General features: G+C 63.8%; 25 protein-coding genes. 17 read left to right on the plus strand and 8 right to left on the minus strand.

Going from position 1 to position 22913, the window contains the following annotated elements; translation table 11 throughout:
* The first annotated feature begins 136 nt into the window (after positions 1-136).
* From GWE18_RS36020 to GWE18_RS36085, 14 genes are all read left to right on the plus strand, one after another.
* Positions 137-328: a hypothetical protein gene (locus GWE18_RS36020; RefSeq protein WP_275190406.1), complete on the plus strand. Its 192-nt coding sequence runs from the start codon at positions 137-139 to the stop codon at positions 326-328.
* A 2-nt stretch (positions 329-330) separates the two neighbouring features.
* On the plus strand, positions 331-1086 hold the full coding sequence (locus GWE18_RS36025) for an ABC transporter ATP-binding protein (RefSeq protein WP_275190407.1): 756 nt from the start codon (positions 331-333) through the stop codon (positions 1084-1086).
* Positions 1086-1955 carry a metal ABC transporter permease gene (locus GWE18_RS36030; protein ID WP_275190408.1) on the plus strand — a complete coding sequence of 290 codons (870 nt, stop codon included), beginning with the start codon at positions 1086-1088 and terminating at the stop codon, positions 1953-1955. Before GWE18_RS36025 ends, GWE18_RS36030 begins: the two co-directional genes overlap by 1 nt.
* 2 nt (positions 1956-1957) lie before the next feature.
* The gene (locus GWE18_RS36035) at positions 1958-2827 is read left to right on the plus strand and encodes a metal ABC transporter substrate-binding protein (protein WP_275190409.1); all 870 of its coding nucleotides are present in this window, start codon (positions 1958-1960) and stop codon (positions 2825-2827) included.
* A gap of 53 nt (positions 2828-2880) precedes the next feature.
* Positions 2881-3933 (plus strand): GTP-binding protein, encoded by a 1053-nt coding sequence (locus tag GWE18_RS36040; protein ID WP_275190410.1) that lies wholly within the window; start codon positions 2881-2883, stop codon positions 3931-3933.
* A gap of 19 nt (positions 3934-3952) precedes the next feature.
* Positions 3953-4957, plus strand: coding sequence for a WD40 repeat domain-containing protein (locus GWE18_RS36045; RefSeq protein WP_275190463.1), 1005 nt, complete (start codon positions 3953-3955; stop codon positions 4955-4957).
* An 85-nt stretch (positions 4958-5042) separates the two neighbouring features.
* A complete protein-coding gene (locus GWE18_RS36050; protein ID WP_275190411.1) occupies positions 5043-5399 on the plus strand; it encodes a hypothetical protein in 357 nt (118 codons plus the stop codon).
* Between the two features lie 238 nt (positions 5400-5637).
* On the plus strand, positions 5638-6579 hold the full coding sequence (locus GWE18_RS36055; protein WP_275190412.1) for a dioxygenase: 942 nt from the start codon (positions 5638-5640) through the stop codon (positions 6577-6579).
* Between the two features lie 91 nt (positions 6580-6670).
* The gene (locus GWE18_RS36060; RefSeq protein ID WP_275190413.1) at positions 6671-7915 is read left to right on the plus strand and encodes an amino acid ABC transporter substrate-binding protein; all 1245 of its coding nucleotides are present in this window, start codon (positions 6671-6673) and stop codon (positions 7913-7915) included.
* Positions 7916-7966: 51 nt separating this feature from the next.
* A complete protein-coding gene (locus GWE18_RS36065) occupies positions 7967-8833 on the plus strand; it encodes a branched-chain amino acid ABC transporter permease (RefSeq protein WP_275190464.1) in 867 nt (288 codons plus the stop codon).
* Positions 8830-9795: a branched-chain amino acid ABC transporter permease gene (locus tag GWE18_RS36070; RefSeq protein WP_275190414.1), complete on the plus strand. Its 966-nt coding sequence runs from the start codon at positions 8830-8832 to the stop codon at positions 9793-9795. Before GWE18_RS36065 ends, GWE18_RS36070 begins: the two co-directional genes overlap by 4 nt.
* Positions 9792-10529 carry an ABC transporter ATP-binding protein gene (locus GWE18_RS36075; protein WP_275190415.1) on the plus strand — a complete coding sequence of 246 codons (738 nt, stop codon included), beginning with the start codon at positions 9792-9794 and terminating at the stop codon, positions 10527-10529. The genes GWE18_RS36070 and GWE18_RS36075 overlap by 4 nt, the downstream gene beginning before the upstream one ends.
* Positions 10519-11256: an ABC transporter ATP-binding protein gene (locus tag GWE18_RS36080; protein WP_275190416.1), complete on the plus strand. Its 738-nt coding sequence runs from the start codon at positions 10519-10521 to the stop codon at positions 11254-11256. Before GWE18_RS36075 ends, GWE18_RS36080 begins: the two co-directional genes overlap by 11 nt.
* A 99-nt stretch (positions 11257-11355) precedes the next feature.
* Complete coding sequence (locus tag GWE18_RS36085; RefSeq protein WP_275190417.1) at positions 11356-12096, plus strand: acetoacetate decarboxylase; 741 nt, start codon at positions 11356-11358, stop codon at positions 12094-12096.
* 19 nt (positions 12097-12115) lie between these two features.
* On the opposite strand, the gene GWE18_RS36090 is transcribed toward GWE18_RS36085, so the two are convergent.
* The 8 genes from GWE18_RS36090 to GWE18_RS36125 form a co-directional block, all read right to left on the minus strand.
* Positions 12116-12343: a hypothetical protein gene (locus GWE18_RS36090; protein WP_275190418.1), complete on the minus strand. Its 228-nt coding sequence runs from the start codon at positions 12341-12343 to the stop codon at positions 12116-12118.
* A 212-nt stretch (positions 12344-12555) separates the two neighbouring features.
* On the minus strand, positions 12556-13428 hold the full coding sequence (locus GWE18_RS36095; RefSeq protein WP_275190419.1) for a hypothetical protein: 873 nt from the start codon (positions 13426-13428) through the stop codon (positions 12556-12558).
* A gap of 232 nt (positions 13429-13660) precedes the next feature.
* On the minus strand, positions 13661-15091 hold the full coding sequence (locus GWE18_RS36100; protein ID WP_275190420.1) for a homospermidine synthase: 1431 nt from the start codon (positions 15089-15091) through the stop codon (positions 13661-13663).
* 39 nt (positions 15092-15130) lie between these two features.
* Positions 15131-15520: a RidA family protein gene (locus GWE18_RS36105; RefSeq protein WP_275190421.1), complete on the minus strand. Its 390-nt coding sequence runs from the start codon at positions 15518-15520 to the stop codon at positions 15131-15133.
* Positions 15521-15577: 57 nt separating this feature from the next.
* A complete protein-coding gene (locus GWE18_RS36110; protein ID WP_275190422.1) occupies positions 15578-15775 on the minus strand; it encodes a hypothetical protein in 198 nt (65 codons plus the stop codon).
* Between the two features lie 5 nt (positions 15776-15780).
* A complete protein-coding gene (locus tag GWE18_RS36115) occupies positions 15781-16380 on the minus strand; it encodes an N-acetyltransferase (RefSeq protein WP_275190423.1) in 600 nt (199 codons plus the stop codon).
* A 119-nt stretch (positions 16381-16499) separates the two neighbouring features.
* Complete coding sequence (locus GWE18_RS36120) at positions 16500-17642, minus strand: type III PLP-dependent enzyme (RefSeq protein ID WP_275190424.1); 1143 nt, start codon at positions 17640-17642, stop codon at positions 16500-16502.
* Between the two features lie 653 nt (positions 17643-18295).
* Positions 18296-18556 (minus strand): hypothetical protein, encoded by a 261-nt coding sequence (locus tag GWE18_RS36125; protein WP_057855532.1) that lies wholly within the window; start codon positions 18554-18556, stop codon positions 18296-18298.
* A 230-nt stretch (positions 18557-18786) separates the two neighbouring features.
* Between GWE18_RS36125 and GWE18_RS36130 the strand changes: the two genes are divergently transcribed.
* The 3 genes from GWE18_RS36130 (at position 18787) to GWE18_RS36140 (ending at position 22741) form a co-directional block, all read left to right on the plus strand.
* Positions 18787-20877, plus strand: a complete 2091-nt coding sequence (locus GWE18_RS36130; protein WP_275190425.1) for a M3 family metallopeptidase — start codon at positions 18787-18789, stop codon at positions 20875-20877.
* A gap of 164 nt (positions 20878-21041) precedes the next feature.
* Positions 21042-21677: a DUF1007 family protein gene (locus tag GWE18_RS36135; RefSeq protein WP_275190426.1), complete on the plus strand. Its 636-nt coding sequence runs from the start codon at positions 21042-21044 to the stop codon at positions 21675-21677.
* Positions 21668-22741 (plus strand): nickel/cobalt transporter, encoded by a 1074-nt coding sequence (locus tag GWE18_RS36140; RefSeq protein WP_275190465.1) that lies wholly within the window; start codon positions 21668-21670, stop codon positions 22739-22741. Before GWE18_RS36135 ends, GWE18_RS36140 begins: the two co-directional genes overlap by 10 nt.
* Positions 22742-22913: the final 172 nt, after the last annotated feature.

A 22913-nucleotide genomic window follows, 5' to 3' on the forward strand; every position in this document is an offset into this window, starting at 1 on the left:
CAACGGTGGTGTGCGTGTGGCTTACCCCTCTCCCTAACCCTCTGCCGCAAGGGAGAGGGAACGCACCTTTTGTGGGCCACTGCTGCGGCCGTTCCCCCACGTGGACTCCCGTAATGTTATATTATAACGTCTATCCATGTCTCACGCCCATTCCCACGACCACGCGCATCGTCACCACGGCCAGGCCCACAGCCATGGCCCGGCAACGCCGCATCCGGCGCAGGCCGCTCCCTGGTCGATCCTACGCATGACGGTCGTCGCCCGGCTCGCGGCGGCGCTCGCGGTGAGCGCTGGCCTGTGGGCGGTCGTGCTGGTGGCGATGAGGTGAGCATGCCGGCGCAGATCAAATTCAAAAACGTTACGCTCGGCTATGACCGGCATCCGGCGGTGCATCATCTCAATGGCGAGGTCGCCGCTGGCGCGCTCGTGGCCGTGATCGGGCCGAACGGCGCCGGCAAGTCGACGCTGTTTCGCGGGCTCGCCGGCATTCTCAAGCCGCTGTCGGGATCGATCGATCTCGGCGGCCTTGATATCCGCGACATCGCCTATCTGCCGCAGAGCGTCGACATCGACCGCAGCTTTCCGATTTCGGTGTTCGATCTGGTCGGCACCGGCCTGTGGCGCTCCACCGGATTTTTCGGCGGCATGGGCAAGGCGGAGCGGGACAAGATCACGCAGGCGCTCGCCGCCGTCGGCCTCAACGGATTTGAGAACCGTTCGATCGGCACGCTGTCCGGCGGCCAAATGCAGCGCATGCTGTTTGCGCGTGTGCTGCTGCAGGACGCGCGCCTGATCGTACTCGATGAGCCGTTCAATGCCATCGACACCAAGACCTCGGCCGATCTGCTGGCGCTGGTGAAGCGCTGGCATGGTGAGGGCCGCACCGTGCTGGCGGCGCTGCATGACATGGAGCTGGTGCGCGACCAATTCCCCGAAACGCTGCTGCTCGCGCGCGGGCCGGTGGCCTGGGGCGCGACCGCGGAAGTGCTGACTGCGGAAAACCTGATGGTCGCGCTGCGGATGTGCGAGGCGTTCGACGACAGCGCCGCCGCCTGCGCGGACGATATGTCGTCACGGGCCGCCTGATGCTCTACGACGCGCTGATCGCGCCCTTCATCGAATTCGAGTTCATGCGCCGCGCGCTTGCCGCCGTGATCGCGCTGTCGCTCGGCGCCGCGCCGATCGGTGTGTTCCTGATGCTGCGGCGGATGAGCCTCGTCGGCGATGCAATGGCGCATGCGATCCTGCCCGGGGCCGCGATCGGCTTCCTCGTATCCGGACTCAACCTGTTTGCGATGACGACCGGCGGATTGATCGCGGGCTTTACCGTCGCGATCCTCGCCGGCGTCGTGGCGCGCACCACGGAGCTCAAGGAGGACGCCTCGCTCGCGACCTTCTATCTGGTGTCGCTGGCGCTCGGCGTCACCATCGTTTCCATCAAGGGAACCAATATCGACCTGCTGCACGTGCTGTTCGGCAACATCTTGGCGATGGACGACCAGACGCTGCTGGTGATCGCCTTCAACGCCACGGTCACGCTGCTGGTGATGGCGGTGATCTTTCGGCCGCTGGTGATCGAATGCGTCGATCCGGTGTTCCTGCGCACCGTCAGCCGCGCTGGTGCGCCCGCGCATCTCGCCTTCCTGGCGCTCGTCGTGATCAACCTCGTCAACGGCTTTCACGCGCTCGGCACGCTGCTCGGGGTCGGCCTGATGATCCTGCCGGCCGGGATCGCACGGTTCTGGTCGCGCGACATCACCGGCATGATCTGCATCGCGGTCGCGAGCGCCATCGTGTCGGGCTATGCCGGGCTCGTGCTGTCGTTCCAGACTCGCATCCCCTCCGGTCCTGCTGTCATTCTGATCGCTGCAGTGCTCTATGTCGTGTCGCTACTATTCGGCAGTGTCAGCGGCCTGGTCCGGCAGATGTTTCCCGGCCGTCACCTCGAGGCGTAGTCATGGTTCGGTTCTGGCTTGTCGCTCTCGCCATGTTCGCGGCTGCTGGCCCGGCTCGCGCCGCGGATCGCCTCAACGTCGTCGCCAGCTTCTCGATCCTTGGCGACTTCGTCCGCAATGTCGGCGGCGATCGCGTCGATGTCGCCGCATTAGTCGGCCCCAATAGCGATGCACATGTCTATGTGCCGACGCCTTCGGACGCCAAAAGGATGGCGGATGCGAAGCTCGTATTCGTCAACGGTCTCGGGTTCGAGGGCTGGTTGGCGCGGCTGGTGAAGTCCGCCGGCGGCAAGGCTTCTGTCGTGACCACGACATCAGGCATCGCGCCGCTCAAGCTCGGCTCGGCCGCCGATCCACACGCCTGGCAATCGGTCGCTAACGCGAAGGTCTATGTGGTCAATATCCGCGATGCGCTGGCGGCTGCCGATTCGGCCCACGCTGAAACCTACAAGTCCAATGCGAGCGCCTATCTGGCAAAACTGGACGAGCTCGACCGCGAGGTGCGCGAGGCGATCGCGAAAATTCCGGAAAGCCGCCGCAAGGTGATCTCGACCCACAATGCCTTCGGCTATTTCGCCGCTGCCTATGGCGTCGAATTCATCGCGCCGCTCGGCGTCTCGACCGAATCCGAGGCCAGCGCCCGCGATATCGCCAAGATCATCACCCAGATCAGGGCTGCCAAAATACCCGCCGTGTTTCTCGAAAATATCTCCGACCCCCGCCTGATCGGCCGGATATCGGCCGAGACCGGCGCCAAGGTCGGCGGAACGCTCTATTCGGACAGTCTGACCGGCGAAAAGGGCGATTCTCCCACTTACATTGATATGGTCAGGCACAATATAAAGGCCCTGACCAGCGCGCTGAGCCCATAGGGCAGGGGCCTCCCTGCTTGCCGGTGCGCGCCATATTCCGTTCCGGAGCCATTATGTCTGAACTTTCGTCCCAAAAAATTCCAGTGACCGTGCTGACGGGCTATCTCGGCGCCGGCAAGACCACGCTGCTCAACCGCATCCTGTCGGAAAACCACGGCAAGAAATACGCCGTCATCGTCAACGAATTCGGCGAGATCGGCATCGACAACGACCTGATCATCGGCGCCGACGAAGAGGTGTTCGAGATGAACAATGGCTGCGTCTGCTGCACCGTGCGCGGCGACCTCGTCCGCATCCTGGACGGCCTGATGAAGCGCAAGGGCAAGTTCGACGCCATCATCGTGGAGACCACCGGGCTCGCCGATCCGGCGCCGGTGGCGCAGACTTTCTTCGTCGACGAGGACGTGCAGAAGAATGCGCGGCTCGACGCGGTCGTAACCGTCGCCGACGCCAAATGGCTGAGCCATCGCCTGAAGGACGCGCCGGAGGCCAAGAACCAGATCGCGTTTGCCGATGTGATCGTGCTGAACAAGACCGACCTCGTCTCCAAGCCGGAGCTGGCCGAAGTCGAGGCCCGCATCCGCGGCATCAATCCTTACGCAAAGCTGCATCGCACCGAGCGCTGCAAGGTGGCGCTGTCTGACGTGCTGGAGCGCGGCGCGTTCGACCTGGATCGCATTCTGGAGATCGAGCCGGAATTCCTCGATGCCGGTGACGATCATCATCACCACGACCATGATCATCACGGCCATGACCATCACAATGATCACAGCCACAGCCATGGCGGCCTGAAGCATTACCACGACGAGGAAATGCAATCGCTGTCGCTGCGATCGGACAAGCCGCTCGACCCGACCATATTCATGCCGTGGCTGCAAAACCTCGTCGCCACCGAGGGGCAGAAGATCCTGCGCTCGAAAGGCATTCTCGCCTTCACCGACGATGACGACCGCTACGTGTTCCAGGGCGTGCACATGATGCTGGAAGGCGATCATCAGCGGAAGTGGAAGGAAGGCGAGCGGCGCGAAAGCCGCGTCGTCTTCATTGGCCGCGAATTGCCGGAGCAGATGATCCGCGACGGCTTTGAGAGCTGTATTGTCGCGTGAGGCGGAGAAGATCGAAGTCATGTCCTCCGAACAGCTCACCATTGCATCCCTGACCGATCGCGTGAAGTCCGTCGCGGTCGGCGCTCCGATTGCCGACGTGCACTTCCTCGGCGATCGCGCAGCCTTCGTATGCGCCGAGGAAAAAGTCGCGTTGGCCGATGCCAACGGCGAAGTATCCCATGTCGACGTGCATAGCGGCGCCAACCTTTGCACGGCGTCCGATGGCCAGCGCGTCGTCACCGGCGGCGATGACGGCAAGGTCGTTGCGTTAAATGCCAAGGGCGAAACGTCGGTGATCGCCACCGACGCAAAGCGGCGCTGGATCGACAATGTCGCGCTGCATCCCGATGGCGCGTTTGCCTGGTCGGCCGGCAAGACGGCCTATGTCCGCAGCGGCAAAGGCGAGGAGAAAAGTTTCGATGCGCCCTCGACCGTCGGCGGGCTGGCGTTTGCGCCGAAGGGCTTGCGCGTGGCGGTTGCCCATTACAACGGCGTGACGTTGTGGTTTCCCAACATGGCCGCGAAGCCGGAATTTCTGGAATGGGCCGGCTCGCACCTTGCCGTGACCTTCAGCCCCGACAACAAATTCCTCGTCACCGCAATGCACGAGCCGGCGCTGCATGGCTGGCGGCTCGCAGATAACAGGCATATGCGGATGAGCGGCTATCCCGGCCGCGTCCGCTCGATGTCGTGGAGCGCGGGCGGCAAGGGGCTCGCCACGTCGGGCGCGGATACCGTGATCATCTGGCCGTTTGCCAGCAAGGACGGTCCGATGGGCAAGGAGCCCGCGATGCTGGCGCCGTTGCAGGCGCGCGTCTCCATGGTCGCCTGTCATCCGAAGCAGGACATCATGGCCGCAGGCTATAGCGACGGCACCGTGCTGATCGTGCGGCTCGAGGACGGCGCGGAAATTCTGGTGCGTCGCAATGGCGGTGAGCCGGTCTCGGCGCTGGCCTGGAATGCGAAGGGCACGCTGCTGGCCTTCGGCTCCGAGGACGGCGACGCCGGGCTGCTGGAATTCTAGGCGTCCCAGACAGGTCCAGGTTCCCCACGGAACCATGCGCCTTGCCGGCCGTTGACCTCACGAACAATTTCGTGGGTTGAACGAAATGCCTGCCGATGACGACAAGCGCGAATACCGACGGGATATGCTGCTCGCATCCGCGCTGATCGCGGCCGGGCTGGCTATCTCGGCGCTTGCGCTGACCGCGCTCAGCTCCCGCGATCCCCAGCAAACCGCGCAGGCGACACCGCCCACGCAATCGACGCCGGGCGCGGAAACGAAGCCGCCCGCACCCGCAGAGAAACCGCCCGCGCCCGCGGAGCCGGGCACCACCGGCCAACGGCCATCAGATATTCCGCCGCAACCGGCCCGGCCCGACCCGGACGCGCAGAAGCGGGGCGCTGAGCCCGCGCTGCCGCCGGCGCCAGCAGAGAAGGTTGCGCCGCCGGTCCGCGAGAAATGACCCCACTCCCACAGCTCCAATTGTGCAATCGCAAAGTTGGTGGGCCGGCGAAAACCTGCGGTGCGCGCCCTGACGCAACATTGTGCAGCCATGCGACCCCGATTCCCTCGTATCAATTTGTATGAGGGGGCACAGGCGTCGCCTCCGAACGCCTTGTGTTGATCCCCAACAAGCGGTTAGGCTTGCTGCAATAACAGCCGGCAGGTCGAACAACGGCCGCCAGGTCAGGGAGTGACGCATGCGTGAGTTAACGCCGGAAACGATCACGGACGCCGTGCTCGACCAGATGGCGACAACGCCGGACCCGCGCCTGAAGATGATCATGGCATCAGCGGTCAAGCACCTCCATGCCTTCGCCCGCGAGATCAATCTGACGCCGGCGGAGTGGATCAAGGGCATCGAATTCATGACCGCCGCCGGCAAGATGTGCTCGCCGGAACGGCAGGAATTCATCCTGCTGTCCGACACGCTCGGCCTCTCGGCGCTCGTCAATGGCCTGCACGACGCGACCGCCCTGGAGGAAGCCACCCATACCAGCCTGCTCGGCCCGTTCTACCGCGAGGCCGCGCCGACGCTCGCGGCCGGCAGTTCGATCGCCAAAAATCCACAGCCCGGCAGCGAATGTGTGCTTTACGGCCGCGTAACCGATGCCGGCGGCAAGCCGGTCGCAGGCGCCACCGTCTCGATCTGGCAAACCGGCGCCGACGGCCTCTACGACATTCAGGCCAGCGCGACCTCGGTCGATTATCGCGGCGTGTTCGCGACCGATGCGGAAGGATTCTATGTGCTGCGCACCGTCAAGCCGCTCGGCTATTCGATACCCATGGATGGACCGGTCGGCGCCATGGTGAAGGCGCAGGCGCGGCACGGCATGAGACCGGCGCATATTCACTTGTTGGTCGGCGCGTCGGGCTATCGAGAGCTCGTTACCGCGCTCTATCTGCGCGACGACCCCCATTTGGCTGATGATGTCGTGTTCGGCTCGTCGGGCGATCTCGCCGTCGACGTGGTCGCGAGCGATCCGGACTGCCCGATCAAGGGCATGCCGAGCATCCGCTTCGACATGCGGCTGTCGCGCGAAAGCGCCGCCGACAAGACCAGCGGGCGCGTCGGCGCCGATCCGTCGGCGATCATCAAACAATCGGCCAAAAACGAATCCGCGCCGGCGGGGGCCGGATAGTCCCGGTCGACCTAACCATTCGCAGCGACCGGGCGGAGATCCGGCGGAGCCGAAATGACTGATAATAACAACAACGAATGAGGGGGAAGCAATGAAACGCAGGACATTTCTCGGCGGAGCGATGGCGGTTGCCGTGCTCGGACAGGGTTCGAGCGCGTCTGCGCAGCAGCCGCCGATCAAGATCGGCATGTCGATGCCGCAGACCGGCGGTCTCGCCGGCGGCGGCAAGGCTTCGCTGCTCGGCATCGAAATCTGGCGCGACGACATCAATGCCAAGGGCGGCCTGCTAGGTCGCAAGGTCGAACTCGTCGTCTATGACGACAAGTCGAGCGCCTCGGAGACGCCGGCGATCTACGCCAAGCTGGTCGATGTCGACAAGGTTGATCTGCTGTTCGCGCCCTACGCGACCGTGCCGACGGCGCCGATCATGCCGTTCGTCAAGCAGCGCGGCCTGCTGCTGATGGGCAATTTCTCGTTCCAGGTGAACAGCAAGGTCGGCCACGACATGTGGTTCAACAATGCGCCCTGGGGGCCGGCCGATAGCTGGGCGGCATCGTTCCTCGATCTGGCGCAGAAAGCCGGCGGCAAGAACATGGCGCTGCTCACGGCGGACCAGGAATTCGCGCAAAACCTCGCGCTGACGGCCCGGGATGTCGCCAAGAAGCGCAACCTTCCTGTCGTCTTCGACCAGGTCTATCCGCCGAACACGGTGGAGTTTTCCTCCATCATCCGCGCGCTCAAGGCCGCCAAACCCGACATCGTCTATGTCGCATCCTATCCGCCTGACTCGGCCGGCATCCTGCGCGCGGTGAACGAGATCGGGATCGGCGACGACGTCAAGATTTTCGGCGGCGGCATGGTCGGCCTGCAATTCGCCGCCGTCATGTCGAACCTCGGCTCGCTGCTCAACGGCGTCGTGAACTACAATACCTGGCTGCCGGAAAAGAGCATGTATTTCGACGGCACCAAGGAATTCTTCGACAAGTACACAAAGCGCGCCGTCGAAGCCAAGGTCGATCCGCTCGGCTATTACCTGGCGCCGTTCGGCTATGCGATGGGCCAGATGATCGAGGCGGCGGTCAATTCCACAAAGTCGCTCGACCAGAAGGGCATCGCCAAATATCTGCGCGAGAACGAGCACAAGACCATCGTCGGGCCGATCGCGTTTTCGGCGGATGGCGAGCGCAAGGAAACTGCGACGCTGCAGGCCCAGTTCCGGGGCGTGAAGGACAAGGACATCGAGCAGTTCCGGTCCTCCGGCAAGCAGGTGATCCTGTTCCCCGAGAAGCTGAAAACTGGAGATCTCATCAGTCCCTTCGAGGCTGCCCGAAAGTAGGCCTCGTGGCTTTTCCGGCTTCGAGCCAAGGGGGGACCTGACGTGTTTTCGATGGACCTGCTGCTTGGCGCAGTGGTGCTTGGGGTGCTGCTCGGCTGCTTCTATGCGGCCGTCAGCGTCGGGCTGTCCGTCTCGTTCGGCCTGCTCGACGTTCCCCATGTCGCGCATCCGGCTTTCCTGGTGCTCGCGTCGTACGGCGTGTACCAGCTCAACGAGAGCTATGACATCGACCCGCTGCTGGCAGGGCTTGCGATCACGCCGTTGTTCTTCCTGTTCGGGCTGCTCGCCTACCGCGTCTACTACGAGACCTTCGAGCGGCGCGGTAGCGATGCCGCCGTCCGCGGCATCGCGTTCTTCTTCGGCATCGCGTTCATCATCGAGGTGCTGATCATTCTGCAATTCGGCGTCGACCAGCGCTCGGTTTCCGCGACCTATATCGGCAAGTCGTGGCGGTTCGGCGAGTTTCGGATACCGATCCGGCAACTGGTGGCGTTCGCAGTGGCGTTGGCGCTGACGTTGCTGCTTGCCGTGTATCTGTCGAAAACCTTCATGGGCCGCGCGATCCGCGCGGTCGCGCAGGACGAGGAGGCGTTGCGGCTGATGGGCGCCAATCCGGTCCGCATCAAGCAATTTGCCTTCGGCATCGCCACCGCCGTGCTCGGCATCGCCGGCGCGCTCCTGATCATCGTGGCCCCGGTCGAGCCGACGCTCGACCGCGCCTATATCGGGCGGACCTTCTGCGTCGTCGTCATGGCCGGGCTCGGCAGCATCAGCGGCACGCTGATCGCTGCCATCATCCTCGGCGTTGCCGAATCCATCGTGCTGACATTGTTCGGCGCCTCCTGGGCGCCGGCGATCTCGTTCGCGATGCTGCTCGGCGTGCTCGCCGTCCGGCCGCAAGGTCTGCTCGGCCGATGATGAAGCATCGCAACAGCATCGTTTTCTGGGCCGGCGCGGCCGTCTTCCTCATTGCCGTGCTGTCGATGACGCAGATCGTCCGCAACGAATATCCATTTTTTGCCGGCTACGTGATCCTGCAATTCATCGCGCTCGCGGTCGCCTGGAGCATTCTCGGCGGCTACGCCGGTTACGTCAATTTCGGCACCAACGCCTTCTTCGGCGTCGGCGTCTACACGGCGGTAGCCCTGTTCAAGGCGACAGGAGCGCCGCTCGTGGTGCAGATCGCAGCCGCCGCGGTCGTCGGCATGACGCTTGGGTTTGGCGTTGGCCTGCTGACCCTGCGGATGCGCGGCATCTTCTTCTCGATCGCGACGATTGCGCTTGCGATCATCATCGAGACCTTTGTGATGAACTGGCGTTTCGTCGGCGGTGCGGCCGGCATCCAGATCCAGCGGCCGCCGGTGATGGCGCCGTTCGACAGTTATGTGAAGATGCTGTTCTTCGTGCAGGCGCTCTTGGTGGTCATTGCCGTCTCCATCGCGCGCTACATCCAGAATTCCCGGATCGGCCGCGGCCTGCAAGCGCTTCGGGACGATGAACTCGCGGCCGAATGCACGGGTGTGCCGACCTTGAAGCTGAAACTGGTCGCCTGCATGATCTCGGGCGCGCTGATTTCCGCGGCCGGGGCGCCCGCCGCCATGTACCTGCAATACGCCGATCCATCCTCGGCATTCAACCTGAGCTACTCCGTGTCGGCGCTTGCGATGGCGCTGATCGGCGGAACCGCGCACTGGATCGGTCCTGTGCTCGGCGCCATCCTGCTCGGCTCGACGCAACAGCTTCTCGCGGTGACCATCTCCTCGGAAGTCAACGTGCTGGTGCTCGGCATCATGCTGGTGCTGTTCGTGGTTGGCGCGCCCAAAGGCATCATCGGGCTGCTGCGGCCGCGGTATCGTCTGCGCGCGGGAGGCAAGCCATGACACCGGCAGCCGCGCCTGACGCGCCCCTGCTGCAAGTTGGGGCCATTACCAAGACCTTCGGCGGCTTCACCGCGCTCGACAATATCAGCGTCGATATCCGAAAGGGCGAACGGTTCGGCCTGATCGGCCCGAACGGCTCGGGCAAGACCACGCTGATCAACTGCATCTCCGGCGCGCTGCGTCCGCAGGTCGGCAGCGTGGTGTTCTGCGGCGAGGACATCACGCAATTGCCGCCGCACTTGCGCGCGCGCCGCGGCATCGCCCGCAGCTTCCAGATTCCGCGGCCGTTCAAAAGCATGACGGTGCTGGAAAACCTCATGGTCGGGCTCGACTTCGCCAAGGTCGATTCGAGCCAGCCGGAGGAAGATGTCGCGATGTCGATCCTGACGCGGATGGGCCTTGCCTCCAAGGCCAGCGCGTCAACCGATACGCTGAGCCAGGTGGAATTGCGCAAGATGGAGCTGGCGCGCGCAATGGCGGTGCGGCCGAAACTTTTGATTTCCGACGAGGCGATGGCGGGGCTTTCCTCATCCGAGGTCGACGAGGTGCTGGACCTCCTGATCAGCCTCGGCGAGGAGGACATCACCATCATCATGATCGAGCACATCATGCAGGCCGTGATGCGCTTTTCGGAGCGGGTGATGTGTCTCGACGCCGGAAAAATCATCGCGCTCGGCGCGCCGGCTGAGGTGATGGGCAACAAGCGGGTGCAGGAGGCTTACCTTGGCACTTAGCCTTGCCATCGAGGGCCTCGATGCGGGATATGGCGCCGTCAAGGCGCTGCGCGGCGTCACGCTGCACGTCGAGGCCGGCGAGACGGTTGCGTTGCTCGGCACCAACGGCAACGGCAAGAGCACGCTGATGAAGTGCGTCATGGGCCTGGTCCGCCCGGATCGGGGCCGGCTGTCGCTGACGATCGACGACCGGTCGCACGATCTCACCAGACTTTCGCCCGAGGCGATTGTCGATCTCGGCGTGGCGCTGGTGCCCGAGGGGCGGCGGCTGTTTCCCAAATTGACGGTGACGGAAAACCTGATGCTCGGTGCCTTCCGGAAATTGGCCCGCAGCGCCATCCAGCAGAATCTCGCGCTGGCGTTCGAGACCTTTCCGGCTTTGAAGGAGCGCCGTAACCAGCTCGCCGGCACCATGTCCGGCGGACAGCAGCAGATGCTGGCGATTGCGCGCGCGCTGATGTCCTCGCCGCGGCTGCTCTTGATCGACGAGCCGTCGGTCGGGCTGTCGCCGCTATTGGTGTCGCAGACCATTGCCAAGATCGGCGAGCTCAAGCAGCGCGTCGGCCTGACCGTGCTGATGGCGGAGCAGAATTTCAACCAGGCGATCCGGATCGCCGATCGCGGCTACATCATCGTCCACGGCGAGATCGCGGTCGCCGCACAGTCGGTCGACGAATTGAAGGCCAACAATATCGTCAAGCGGCTTTATCTCGGCGGCGTCGTCTGACTGTTGTGACGGCATCGTGACGTTGTGCCGATTCTTCAGCCTCGCTCGCTGCCATCGTCTGCTCCATAATCTCAGTGCAGATGACAAAAGGGGCAAGCGATGAAGATCGATGACGTCAGGCGAACCGCCTATTCGATGCCGCTGACCAACCCGTCGTTCCCGCCGGGGCCGTACCGTTTCTTCAACCGCGAATTTTTCGTCATCACCTATCGTACCGACCCTGAGGCGCTTGCTGCCGTGGTGCCCGAGCCGCTCGAAGTCGCGGAGGCCGTCGTCAAATACGAATTCATCCGCATGCCTGACTCGACCGGCTTCGGCGATTACACCGAGACCGGCCAGGTCATCCCGGTCCGTTTCAAGGGCGAGGAGGGCATCTACGTTCATTCGATGTATCTGGACGACGAGGGGCCGATCGCCGGCGGCCGCGAGCTCTGGGGATTTCCCAAGAAACTGGCCTCGCCGAAGATCGCCGTCGAGAGCGATGTGCTGGTCGGCACGCTGCATTACGGCTCGGTGCTGTGCGCCTCCGCCACCATGGGCTACAAGCACCGCCCGGTCGATCACGACGCGGTGCTCAAGGCGATGAAGGCGCCGAACTTCATGCTCAAGATCATCCCGCATGTCGACGGGAGTCCACGGATTTGCGAGCTGGTGCGCTACTATCTCGAAGACATCACGCTGAAGGAGGCTTGGACCGGCCCCGCGGCGCTCGGCCTTTTCCCGCATGCGCTCGCCGACGTCGCGCGGCTCCCGGTGCGCGAAGTGGTCTCCGCGCTGCATTTCAAGGCCGATCTGACGCTCGGCCTCGGAACGGTCGCGTTCGATTACATGGCGAAGTGAAGGACGAGCCGCCGCACGATCAAATCGCGCCCCTGAGCGTGCAGGCGGTCGAGCAGGTCGTCACCACGCCGCGCTCGCAGGCGATGCATACCGCGACGCACTGCTTTTTGTCCTTGGGATTGTACTGGCTGTAAAGCTTGCGCGCGCAATTGTCGATCGAGCCCGTCACTTCAGCGTGGCTGACATTCTCGGGCGTGCACGCAGCCAGTGCCGCGGCCGACAGGACGATGGCAATAATGACGCGCATGTTGGTCGCTCCAACCGGGAGCCGTCGCTCGAAAGCTGCGGGCGACGGCCTTGGGCCCTCGCAGAAAATTACCCTTCAGGATGGCGCGATTGAATTAATCGCGGGTTACGAGGACCCCGGTTCCCGTGTGCCGATCTGGCGCCGAAATCGAGCAGAGCACTGTGCACTGCAGCGAGAAACCAGGCCTGCGCCGCGTTGCCGCGAGTATTCCGTTACTTCTTGTTAAGATTCTGGAAGGGCTCAAAAGCCTCCCTGCCGGACCCGAGATTCTCGTAGATCGAAGCGGATTTGTTCATCAGCTCATAGGTCCGGTCCTGGTCCGCAGTGCGATCCTTCTGGAAAGTCGACACGAGTATGATCGCCGTCATGTAGTTTCCGAAAGCGGCCTGCTCGGCGGCGAACAGGTCTTTGAGGCGCGCATCGCGGGAAAAGAACTCGGATAGCGTCTTCTTGATGCCTTCGTCCTGCGCCGACAGCGATTGCAGGGACCACATCGCCGTCCCCAATGTCATGACCCGAAGGAATTTCGCCTGGTTCGCTTTGCAGTCGTACTTCGTGCAGGCGACCTTGGCCATGACGCTGTCGCGCCCTTTCGGCGCGAGACCGGGACCGAATTTGCTCATCATGAATCCGACGCGTAAGCCGTCACTGGCCATGCCGTCATCGGCGCTGGAATAATTATCGAGAATTCGCCGGATATGCGCCGTGTTGCCGGACGCCATGTAAGCGCCGATGAGCAGGTCATTGTCGGCCGGCGTGGAGGACGGCGTCACGGCATCCAGCGGCGGCATCCGCGCCGCCCGCAATCTGTCGGACAAGCCGGCAAGATTGTTGTCGGCGGCAAACTTCTGCGCCTCGTCGGGCAAGCCCGCCCTGTACAGGCTGACGACGTCGACCGACTTCACGTAGTTCGAGGTCTCGGCCTTGAGAAGGCGCTCGCGTTCCTGCGGAGAACTCCTGAACAGTTCGCCGAGGAAGCCGATGATGGTGTTGGGTTCGGCCCGGCCGGTTGCGGCCGTTTGCCGGAGCTGCGCCAGCGTGTCGTCGACGCAGGCTGGCGGCTTGCTGCGGTAGTAGCTCGCCATGCACCCGTCGCCGGCCGCGAGGGCTACGCCGGGACAGAGCGACCAGATTATCAGGGCGATAGCTGCGCCCGCGTTTTTCAGCTTCGCGGAACGGGCTGTATCTGAATTTCGGCTCATTGTCACCGGCGCGGCTGTCAGGGCATCACGTTGTGGTTGTGTACCCTATCAGCCTCACCTCGATTTCGACAATGGCCGTCGCATCACCTCGCCGGCCTGCGCCGTGCCGACGCGGTTACCGCACCAGCACGTTCCTGAATTGCCAGGGATCCGACGTGTCGATGTCTTCCGGAAACAGGCCCGGCCGGTCCGACAGCGGCGTCCAGTCGGAGTAGAAACCTTTCACCGGGCCGAGATACGGCATTTGGATTTCGAGGCAGCGGCGGAAATCCATCTCGTCGGCCTCGACGATGCCGGCGTCGGGGTTTTCCAGCGCCCACACCATGCCGGCGAGCACGGCTGACGACACCTGCATGCCCGTCGCGTTCTGATAGGGCGCGATCCGCCGCGTTTCCTCGATCGAGAGCTGCGAGCCGTACCAATAGGCGTTCTTGCCGTGGCCGTAGAGCAGCACGCCGAGTTCGTCGATGCCGTCCTCGATCTCGTTCTCGTCGAGAATGTGCCACGACGCCTGCATCTTGCCGGTCGCACCGAACATCTCGTGCAGCGAGAGCACCGCGTCGTTCGCCGGGTGATACGCGTAGTGACAGGTCGGGCGGTAGACCACCTTGGCCCCGTCGCGGACGGTGAAGTAATCCGCAATCGAGATCGACTCGTTGTGGGTAACGAGGAAGCCGTATTGCGCGCCCGGCGTCGGGCACCAGGAGCGCACGCGGGTGTTGGCGCCGGGCTGCAGCAGATAGATCGCCGCGCCGCAGCCCTCGGTATGCTGGCGGCCGTTGTCCGGCATCCATTTTTCATGGGTGCCCCAGCCGAGTTCGGCCGGCTGCATGCCTTCAGAGACGAAACCTTCGACCGACCAGGTGTTGACGAACTTGTTCATCGGCTTCGGCTTCTTCGAGCGCTGGGTGTCGCGCTCGGCGATATGAATGCCCTTGACGCCGAGCTTCATCGCAAGCTGACCCCAGCCTTCGCGGCTCTTTGGCTCGTTGACCTCAACGCCTGTGTCACGGGCGACGTCGAGCAGCGCCTGCTTGACGAACCACGACACCATGCCCGGATTGGCGCCGCAGGTGGAGACCGCGGTCGTGCCGCCCGGGCTCTTGTGCTTCGCCGCCAGAAGCGTCTCGCGGAGCGCGTAGTTGGAGCGCTTCTCCGGGCCGATCTTCTTGTCGAAATAGAAGCCGAGCCACGGCTCTACGACGGTGTCGATGTAGAGCGCGCCGATCTCGCGGCATAGCGTCATGATGTCGACGGACGAGGTGTCGACCGAAAGGTTGACGCAAAAGCCCTGGCCGCCGCCGGCGGTGAGCAGCGGCACCAGCACCTCGCGGTAGTTCTCGCGGGTGATGCCCTGCTTGATGAAGCGCACACCGTGCTGTTTGGCCAGTTCGCCGTCCTCATGCGGGTCGATGATGACGAAGCGCGATTTGTCGTAGTCGAAATGCCGTTCGATCAAAGGCAGCGTGCCCTTGCCGATCGAGCCGAAGCCGATCATGACAATGGGGCCGGAAATTTTCGCATGGATTTGCGCGGACGGGCTCATCGGTAAGTCTCCGGAAAAGTATCGGTCGTGGATGGGGGATCAGGGGGTGCGGCGCTTCGCGGTCACTTCGATCTCGATTTTCATCTCGGGCTTGTAGAGTCCCGCGACGACGAGAAGCGTTGTGGCCGGGCGAATCTCGCCGAACGTTTCGCCGCAGACCGCGAAGAAAGCGTCGGCATCCGCGAGGTCAGTAATGTAATAGGTCGCGCGGACGATATCGGCCATTGCAAAGCCGCCTTCCTTCAGCGCAGCCTCGATGTTCTTAAAGCAGTTGCGTGCCTGGCTTGTGACATCGGCCGGTATGACCATGGTGGTGTAGTCGTAGCCGGTGGTGCCGGCGACGAAGGCGAAATCGCCGTCGATGACGGCACGGCTGTAGCCGGCAGTCTTCTCGAACGGCGAGCCGGTGGAAACCAGACGGCGGGGCATCGGAACCTCGATCTTGGCAAGGGCCTTGGGAATGATCCGGGGCGAGATTGGCGCGGTTTAAGGGCTTTTCGCCGCTGCGTGCAACCCCTCGTGGGCTACCGGGATGGCCTGGACGTCGGAGGCCGGGGCCGCGGAGCCGCCCCAGCGGCGCGCCAGGATGTCCCTGACAATCATGACCGTGATCATGATCACGATGCCCGTGGTGATGGCACTGCGGAAGCGCGGCCGCGCATCGCGGGAAAGGCTCGCCGGCATGGCCGTCAGGCCGCGCGCGGCACGAGCAGCGCCTTCCTGGCACGGCTTGCCTTGGGTTTGGGCAGCGGCGCGCCGGTCGGCACGATCATGCCCCAGGCGCCGTCGAGCGCGCCTTCGCAGAGTTCGCGGCCGAGCAGCCGGTCGCGCTCGAACGCGCCCGGCAGCGACAGTTTGCCGGTCTTGGCGGCAGAGAAGCCGAAACGGGCGTAATAGGGCGCATCGCCCAGCAGGATTACCGCGCGATGGCCACGCGCCTTCGCCGCCGCGAGCGCGTGGTCCATCAGCGCAGCCCCGACGCCGAGCTGGCGGGAGGAAGCCTCCACCGCCAGCGGGCCGAGCATGAGCGCCGGGATGCCCCCGGCGCTGACGTGCCACAACCGGACGGTCCCGACCAGGCGGCCCTGGCGCACGGCCGACAAGGCAAGGCCTTCGGCGGGCGCGCGTCCATCGCGCAGGCGCTGGCAGGAGCGCGTATGGCGGTTGTCGCCAAAGCAGGCATCCAGCAGCGCCTCGCGCGCAGCGACGTCCGAGGCCCGTTCCGCACGGATCGCGAACGGAGCGGCATCGGAGATGAGAGCCGTAGTGGTCTTCCGCAAAGCAGTCATGGCACGTCAGTCCCCGCTTCCACGGCAGGCAAGCCGCGCGAAGCGTTGTCAGAAAATCGGCAATGAAGGGAGGGAGCCGGCGCACCGGCTCCCGTTATTCGAGCCTCAAACGAGGCTGATCAGATGTGGTAGGTCCGCAGCGGCGGGATGCCGTTGAACGCCACCGACGAGTAGGTCGACGTATAGGCCCCGGTGCCTTCGATCAGCAGCTTGTCGCCGATCTCGAGCGTCACCGGAAGCGGATACGGCATCTTCTCGTACAGCACGTCGGCGCTGTCGCAGGTGGGACCTGCGAGCACGCACGGCGTCATCTCCGCGCCGTCATGCGGCGTGCGGATGGCGTAGCGGATCGACTCGTCCATCGTCTCGGCGAGACCGCCGAACTTGCCGATGTCGAGATATACCCAGCGCACCTCGTCCTCGTCGCTCTTCCTGGAGATCAGAACGACTTCGGTCTCGATGACCCCTGCATTTCCGACCATGCCGCGGCCCGGCTCGATGATGGTCTCCGGGATCTGGTTGCCGAAATGCTTGCGCAGCGCACGGAAGATCGACCGGCCGTACTGCACGACCGGAGGAACGTCCTTGAGGTACCGGGTCGGGAAGCCGCCGCCCATGTTGACCATGGACAGGTTGATCCCGCGCTCGGCGCAGTCCCGGAACACCGTCGAGGCCATCGCCAGCGCGCGGTCCCACGCCTTCACCTTGCGCTGCTGCGAGCCGACATGGAACGAGATGCCGCACGGATCCAGGCCCAGACGCTTGGCGAGGTCGAGCACTTCGACCGCCATTTCCGGGTCGCAGCCGAACTTGCGCGACAGCGGCCATTCGGCGCCTGCGCAATCATAGAGGATGCGGCAGAACACCTTGGCGCCGGGGGCGGCACGGGCGACCTTCTCGACCTCGGCGGCGCAGTCGACCGCGAACAGGCGAATGCCGAGCGCGAAGGCGCGTGTGATGTCGCGCTCCTTCTTGATCGTATTGCCATAGGAGATGCGGTCCGGCGTCGCACCCGCAGCCAGCGCCATTTCGATTTCGGCGACGGTGGCCGTGTCGAAGCACGAGCCCATCGAGGCCAAAAGCGACAGCACTTCGGGCGCGGGATTTGCCTTCACCGCGTAGAACACGCGGCTGTCCGGCAAGGCCTTTGCGAAGGTCTGGTAATTGTCGCGCACGACTTCGAGGTCGACAACGAGGCACGGCTCGGTGTCCTGGCCCTCGCTGCGGCGGTTGCGCAGGAATTCCTGAATACGTTCGGTCATAGCACCCTCCAAACGGCCCAGCGACGGGACCCGTTCAAATTTTGATCTCGGCCATGAGTGCTTCGGCGTTGTCGCACGATGGAGACGCGACTAGGCCTTGAAGAACTCGGACCGAATTGTGCTGCCGTGGATTGGTCGGGAATTTCCCGCCCGCACACCTGGCAATGAAGGACAAGCCTTTTCAGTAGCCCGCGCCGGCGGTGGAATGCCGGTAGAGACCAAAAAAGCCCGATCCGTCGTTGCTTTAAGTCGCGTCCCCCGTTGAGAGCGGGGTGCGCCGGTTCGCCTCCGGCTGCCAGTCACGGTTGCAAAGGATGGAGAGACCTTCAACGGCATCTCTTGAGAGAGATGCTGGCCACTCAAACTTGAGAGACCCTCGGTTCTTCATCCCTTGGCGGCTGTCCGGCCTCTTGTCCGGATACCTACCGACTGACACACGACCACAGGCACGTGCGAAATTGGGCAAGGCTGGAAATAAGACTTTTGATTTCGCTTCGCAACAATTTTTTTAGGCTGGGGAGAAATTTCTCAAACGTGTGCTTACAAATTCGTTCGCAGCGCGCCGCCGACGACAAACATGAACGGTCGTTAAGATTTCCGGGAGAGACGTGAGCGCTTCAGCGCCTGTGTCGCAGCGCTTTCTCGAACGCGCGTCAGGCGCGCCTGAAGAACGGCTCGATGCGCTGCGCGGCGCGGATGAACGCCACCATGATCAGCACGCCGATCCCGAACAGCACCGCCTGCAGGATGTGAGCGCTGGTGTCGTTGAGGCCGAACAGGATCGCGAGCGCCCAGCCGCCGGCAAATGCCGCGCCGAAGACCTCCGCGCCAATCAGGATCGCCGCCGAGATGACGGTGATGACGCTCGGCCAGGCGATCGCGCGGGAGGAGCTGGAAGCGGGCTGTGGGCTCATGAAATAGTTCCTGTTTGAGGGGCGCAATCTCTCCGAAAAGGGCCTATCTATCAAGCGCAAAAGGCCCAAAAATGCCGCATCGCGTGGTATAGATTGCCGCATCTTCCAGAGCGTTTTCGTGCGAAATGGGTGCCGGTTCGTGTAACGAAAACGCGTCAAAGCAAAGCGTGGAGCCCGGGCCTGATGACGTCAGGAACGGAAGGGCTCCAGAGGCGAAAACGGGATTTGTGATGTCAGAAACGCAGCAGATGGCAGCCACTCCGGAAGCCCGGGCAAACCCGCTGCTCGAGCCGTGGCAGACGCCATTCGAGACGCCGCCGTTTACCGAGATCGAACCGGAGCACTTCCTGCCCGCCTTCGAGCAGGCCTTTGCCGATCATGCCGCCGAGGTCGCGGCGATCACCCACGATCCTTCCACGCCTGACTTCGCGAACACGATCACGGCGCTGGAGCGCTCCGGCAAGCTGCTCTCCAAGGTCTCGGCGGTGTTCTACGACCTGGTCTCGGCGCACTCCAATCCGGCGATCCTGGAGATCGACAAGGAAGTCTCCTTGCGGATGGCCCGGCACTGGAACCCGATCATGATGAACGCGGTGCTGTTCGGCCGCATCGCGATGCTGCACGAGAAGCGCGCCACGCTCGGCCTGACCGGCGAGCAGAAGCGGCTCCTGGAGCGCACCTACACCAATTTCTACCGCGCCGGCGCCGGCCTCGACGAGGTTGCCAAAAAGCGCCGCGCGGAGATCAATGAGCGCTTGGCCCAGCTCGGCACCTCGTTCAGCCACCATCTGCTCGGCGACGAGCAGGACTGGTTCATGGAGCTCGGCGAGGACGACCGCGCCGGCCTTCCCGAGGCCTTCGTCGCCGCGGCCAAGGCGGCTGCGGAAGAGCGGGGCATGGAAGGCAAGGCGATCGTGACGCTGTCGCGCTCCTCGGTCGAGCCGTTCCTGAAGAGCTCCTCCCGCCGCGATCTGCGCGAGAAGGTCTTCAAGGCCTTCACCGCGCGCGGCGACAATGGCAACGCCAACGACAACAACGCCACCATCGTGGAGATTCTCCAGCTCCGCGAGGAGGCCGCCAAGATCATGGGCTTTCCGACCTACGCCGCCTACCGGCTGGAGGATTCCATGGCCAAGACGCCGGAGGCGGTACGCAGCCTGCTGGAGCGGGTCTGGAAGCCGGCCCGGGCGCGGGCGCTCGCCGACCGCGACGCCCTGCAGGCGCTGATCGCGGAGGAGGGCGGCAATTTCACGCTCGCCCCGTGGGACTGGCGCTACTACGCCGAGATCCTGCGCCAGCGCCGCGCCAATTTCGACGACGCCGCGATCAAGCCCTATCTCGTGCTCGACCACATGATCGAGGCCGCCTTCGACTGCGCCACCCGCCTGTTCGGGATCACTTTCTCCGAACGCAAGGACATTCCGGTCTGGCATCCGGACGTCCGGGTCTGGGAGGTCAGGGATGCCGACGGCAAGCACAAGGCACTGTTCTATGGCGACTACTTCGCCAGGCCCTCAAAGCGCTCCGGCGCCTGGATGACCTCGCTGCGCGACCAGCAGAAGCTCGACGTCGACGTCGCCCCGCTGATCATCAATGTCTGCAATTTCGCCAAGGGCTCAGGCGGCCAGCCGTCGCTGCTGTCGCCGGACGATGCGCGAACCCTGTTCCATGAGTTCGGCCATGGCCTGCACGGCATGTTGTCCAACGTGACCTATCCCTCGCTGTCGGGCACGAGTGTGTTCACCGACTTCGTCGAACTGCCCTCGCAACTTTACGAGCACTGGCAGGAGCAGCCGCAGGTGCTGCGGCAGTTCGCAAAGCACTACCAGACCGGCGAGCCGCTGCCGGACGACCTGCTGCAGCGCTTCCTCGCCGCCCGCAAGTTCAACCAGGGCTTTGCCACCGTGGAGTTCGTCTCCTCGGCGCTGATCGACCTCGAATTCCACACCCAGCCGGCCGAGGCCAGCCGCGATGTCGGCGCGTTCGAGAAGGCGGAGCTGGAGAAGATCGGGATGCCCGCGGAAATCGCGCTGCGGCACCGGCCCACGCAGTTCGGCCATATCTTTTCCGGCGATCACTATGCGTCGGGCTATTACAGCTATATGTGGTCGGAAGTGATGGACGCCGACGCGTTCGGCGCTTTCGAGGAGGCCGGCGACATCTTCGATCCCGCCACCGCCAAGCGCCTGCACGACGATATCTATTCTTCGGGCGGCTCGCGCGAGCCGGAGGAGGCCTATGTCGCCTTCCGCGGCCGCGAGCCGGAGGCCGATGCGCTGCTGCAGCGACGCGGCCTGCTCGAAACAACACCGGCGGCCTGACTAAGCCGGCGCCGCCTCCACGAGTCGTCCCTGCCTAGTGCGCAATTGCGCACGGGCGCAGGGACCCATAACCCCTGGTGTTCGTTGTGAGGGAAGAGCCTTTGCCACACTGCCAAAAAGAGACGACACGGCGTATGGGTCCCTGCGTTCGCAGGGACGACGTGTTGCGTGGAGCGCTCGCATTGTTGGGCGTGATCGTCGCGCTGTCGCTTGGCACAGCCTCGGCCGAGGCCCACCCGCACGTCTGGATCACCGCCAGGAGCGAGGTGGTCTACGCGCCCGACGGCTCGATGACGGGGGTTCGTCACGCCTGGACTTTCGACGACATGTTCTCGACCTATGCGCTGCAGGGTATCGAGACCAAGACCAAGGGCGTCTATACCCGTGAGGAACTGGCGCCGCTGGCGCAGACCAATGTCGAGTCGCTGAAGGATTTCGCCTATTTCACCTTCGCCAAGGCCGACGGCAAGAAGACGAAATTCACCGAGCCGGTGGACTACTTCCTCGAATACAAGGACAGCGCCCTGACGCTGCATTTCGTCTTGCCGCTGAAGGCGCCGGCGACGTCGAAGCAGCTTGCGCTGGAGGTGTTCGATCCCTCCTACTTCATCGACTTCAAGTTCGACGACAAGGACCCGATCAAGCTGGTCGGCGCGCCCGCCGCCTGCCAGATGCAGTTCCAGCGGCCGAACGACGAAACCGCCAACACCCAGCGCTTGAACGAGCAGAATTTCATGAACGGCGACAACTCCAATTACGGCGCGATGTTTGCCAACAAGATCACGGTGAACTGCCCGTGAGGCAGATGCCCGCCGGCCTTGCGCGAGGCGTCACCATCACCATTGCCGCGCTGTCGGCGCTTATTGTTTTCGACGCGGCCTTGCACGCTTTGATGGCACAAAATCCGTTCGGCGGACCGCGACCCGCCGCCGAGCCGCAGGTCGGCGGCATCGTCGGCTGGATCCTCGCCAAGCAATCCGAATTCTACCGCGAGATGTCGCAGACGATCCGGGCGGCCAAATCCGACGGCAGCGCAGTCTGGACGCTGCTCGGCATCTCCTTTGCCTACGGCATCTTTCATGCTGCCGGCCCCGGCCACGGCAAGGCGGTGATTTCGTCCTATCTCGTCGCCAACGAGGAAACCGCGCGGCGCGGCATCGTGCTGTCGTTCGCCTCGGCGCTGCTGCAGGCGCTGGTGGCGGTCGCCATCGTGGCGGTGCTCGCCTGGCTGCTCTCCTCCACCGCCAAGACGATGTGCTCCGCGGAGAAGGCGATCGAGATCATAAGTTACGCACTGATCGCGGCGCTTGGCGCCCGGCTGGTCTGGACCAAGGGCGGCGGTTTTATGCGCGCATTGGCGAAGCCGGAGCCGGCGCTGGCCGTCGCGCACCATCCTGGTCATGGCCATCACCACCATGATCATCATCACGGCCATGACCATGTTCATAGCCACAGTCATGACCACGTGCATGACGAGCATTGCGGCCATTCGCACGGGCCGACGCCGGATCAACTCGCCGGCCACGGCGGTTGGCAGCGTGGCTTGGGCACGATCTTTGCCGTGGGCATGCGGCCCTGCTCGGGCGCGATCCTGGTGCTGGTATTTTCGCTGGCGCAGGGCCTTTTCCTGGCCGGCATCGCCGCGACCTTCGTGATGGGACTCGGCACCGCCATCACGGTCGCAACCATCGCGGTGATCGCCGTATCGGCGAAAGGCCTGGCCCGGCGGCTCAGCGCCGGGCGCGAGGGCGGCGGCACGCTGATCATGCGCGGCATTGAATTCGGCGCCGCCGGGCTGGTCCTCTTGTTCGGCCTCGGCCTGTTGTTCGGCTATCTCGCCGCCGAACGCGCAACGTGTCTGTAATCCACGCTACGAACTGTTGTTCCTGCGAACGCAGGAACCCATAACCACAGGATTAAGTTGTTGGACGAAAGCCGTCGAACAGGGTTTCTCAAAACTAGCGGCACGGCGTATGGGTCCCTGCGTTCGCAGGGACGACAATTTACCGCGATAGATTCTGCAGCTCTATTTCGGT

The sequence above is a fragment of the Bradyrhizobium sp. CSA112 genome, from assembly GCF_029051645.1.
Lineage (GTDB): Bacteria > Pseudomonadota > Alphaproteobacteria > Rhizobiales > Xanthobacteraceae > Bradyrhizobium.

What these genes read in the sequence shown, in the direction of transcription:
- GWE18_RS36020 (WP_275190406.1), top strand. Translation starts at nt 137, where the DNA reads ATGTCTCACGCCCATTCCCACGACCACGCGCATCGTCACCACGGCCAG.
- GWE18_RS36025 (WP_275190407.1), top strand. Translation starts at nt 331, where the DNA reads ATGCCGGCGCAGATCAAATTCAAAAACGTTACGCTCGGCTATGACCGG.
- GWE18_RS36030 (WP_275190408.1), top strand. Translation starts at nt 1,086, where the DNA reads ATGCTCTACGACGCGCTGATCGCGCCCTTCATCGAATTCGAGTTCATG.
- GWE18_RS36035 (WP_275190409.1), top strand. Translation starts at nt 1,958, where the DNA reads ATGGTTCGGTTCTGGCTTGTCGCTCTCGCCATGTTCGCGGCTGCTGGC.
- GWE18_RS36040 (WP_275190410.1), top strand. Translation starts at nt 2,881, where the DNA reads ATGTCTGAACTTTCGTCCCAAAAAATTCCAGTGACCGTGCTGACGGGC.
- GWE18_RS36045 (WP_275190463.1), top strand. Translation starts at nt 3,953, where the DNA reads ATGTCCTCCGAACAGCTCACCATTGCATCCCTGACCGATCGCGTGAAG.
- GWE18_RS36050 (WP_275190411.1), top strand. Translation starts at nt 5,043, where the DNA reads ATGCCTGCCGATGACGACAAGCGCGAATACCGACGGGATATGCTGCTC.
- GWE18_RS36055 (WP_275190412.1), top strand. Translation starts at nt 5,638, where the DNA reads ATGCGTGAGTTAACGCCGGAAACGATCACGGACGCCGTGCTCGACCAG.
- GWE18_RS36060 (WP_275190413.1), top strand. Translation starts at nt 6,671, where the DNA reads ATGAAACGCAGGACATTTCTCGGCGGAGCGATGGCGGTTGCCGTGCTC.
- GWE18_RS36065 (WP_275190464.1), top strand. Translation starts at nt 7,967, where the DNA reads ATGGACCTGCTGCTTGGCGCAGTGGTGCTTGGGGTGCTGCTCGGCTGC.
- GWE18_RS36070 (WP_275190414.1), top strand. Translation starts at nt 8,830, where the DNA reads ATGATGAAGCATCGCAACAGCATCGTTTTCTGGGCCGGCGCGGCCGTC.
- GWE18_RS36075 (WP_275190415.1), top strand. Translation starts at nt 9,792, where the DNA reads ATGACACCGGCAGCCGCGCCTGACGCGCCCCTGCTGCAAGTTGGGGCC.
- GWE18_RS36085 (WP_275190417.1), top strand. Translation starts at nt 11,356, where the DNA reads ATGAAGATCGATGACGTCAGGCGAACCGCCTATTCGATGCCGCTGACC.
- GWE18_RS36090 (WP_275190418.1), bottom strand. Translation starts at nt 12,343, where the DNA reads ATGCGCGTCATTATTGCCATCGTCCTGTCGGCCGCGGCACTGGCTGCG.
- GWE18_RS36095 (WP_275190419.1), bottom strand. Translation starts at nt 13,428, where the DNA reads ATGGCGAGCTACTACCGCAGCAAGCCGCCAGCCTGCGTCGACGACACG.
- GWE18_RS36100 (WP_275190420.1), bottom strand. Translation starts at nt 15,091, where the DNA reads ATGAGCCCGTCCGCGCAAATCCATGCGAAAATTTCCGGCCCCATTGTC.
- GWE18_RS36105 (WP_275190421.1), bottom strand. Translation starts at nt 15,520, where the DNA reads ATGCCCCGCCGTCTGGTTTCCACCGGCTCGCCGTTCGAGAAGACTGCC.
- GWE18_RS36110 (WP_275190422.1), bottom strand. Translation starts at nt 15,775, where the DNA reads ATGCCGGCGAGCCTTTCCCGCGATGCGCGGCCGCGCTTCCGCAGTGCC.
- GWE18_RS36115 (WP_275190423.1), bottom strand. Translation starts at nt 16,380, where the DNA reads ATGACTGCTTTGCGGAAGACCACTACGGCTCTCATCTCCGATGCCGCT.
- GWE18_RS36120 (WP_275190424.1), bottom strand. Translation starts at nt 17,642, where the DNA reads ATGACCGAACGTATTCAGGAATTCCTGCGCAACCGCCGCAGCGAGGGC.
- GWE18_RS36125 (WP_057855532.1), bottom strand. Translation starts at nt 18,556, where the DNA reads ATGAGCCCACAGCCCGCTTCCAGCTCCTCCCGCGCGATCGCCTGGCCG.
- GWE18_RS36130 (WP_275190425.1), top strand. Translation starts at nt 18,787, where the DNA reads ATGTCAGAAACGCAGCAGATGGCAGCCACTCCGGAAGCCCGGGCAAAC.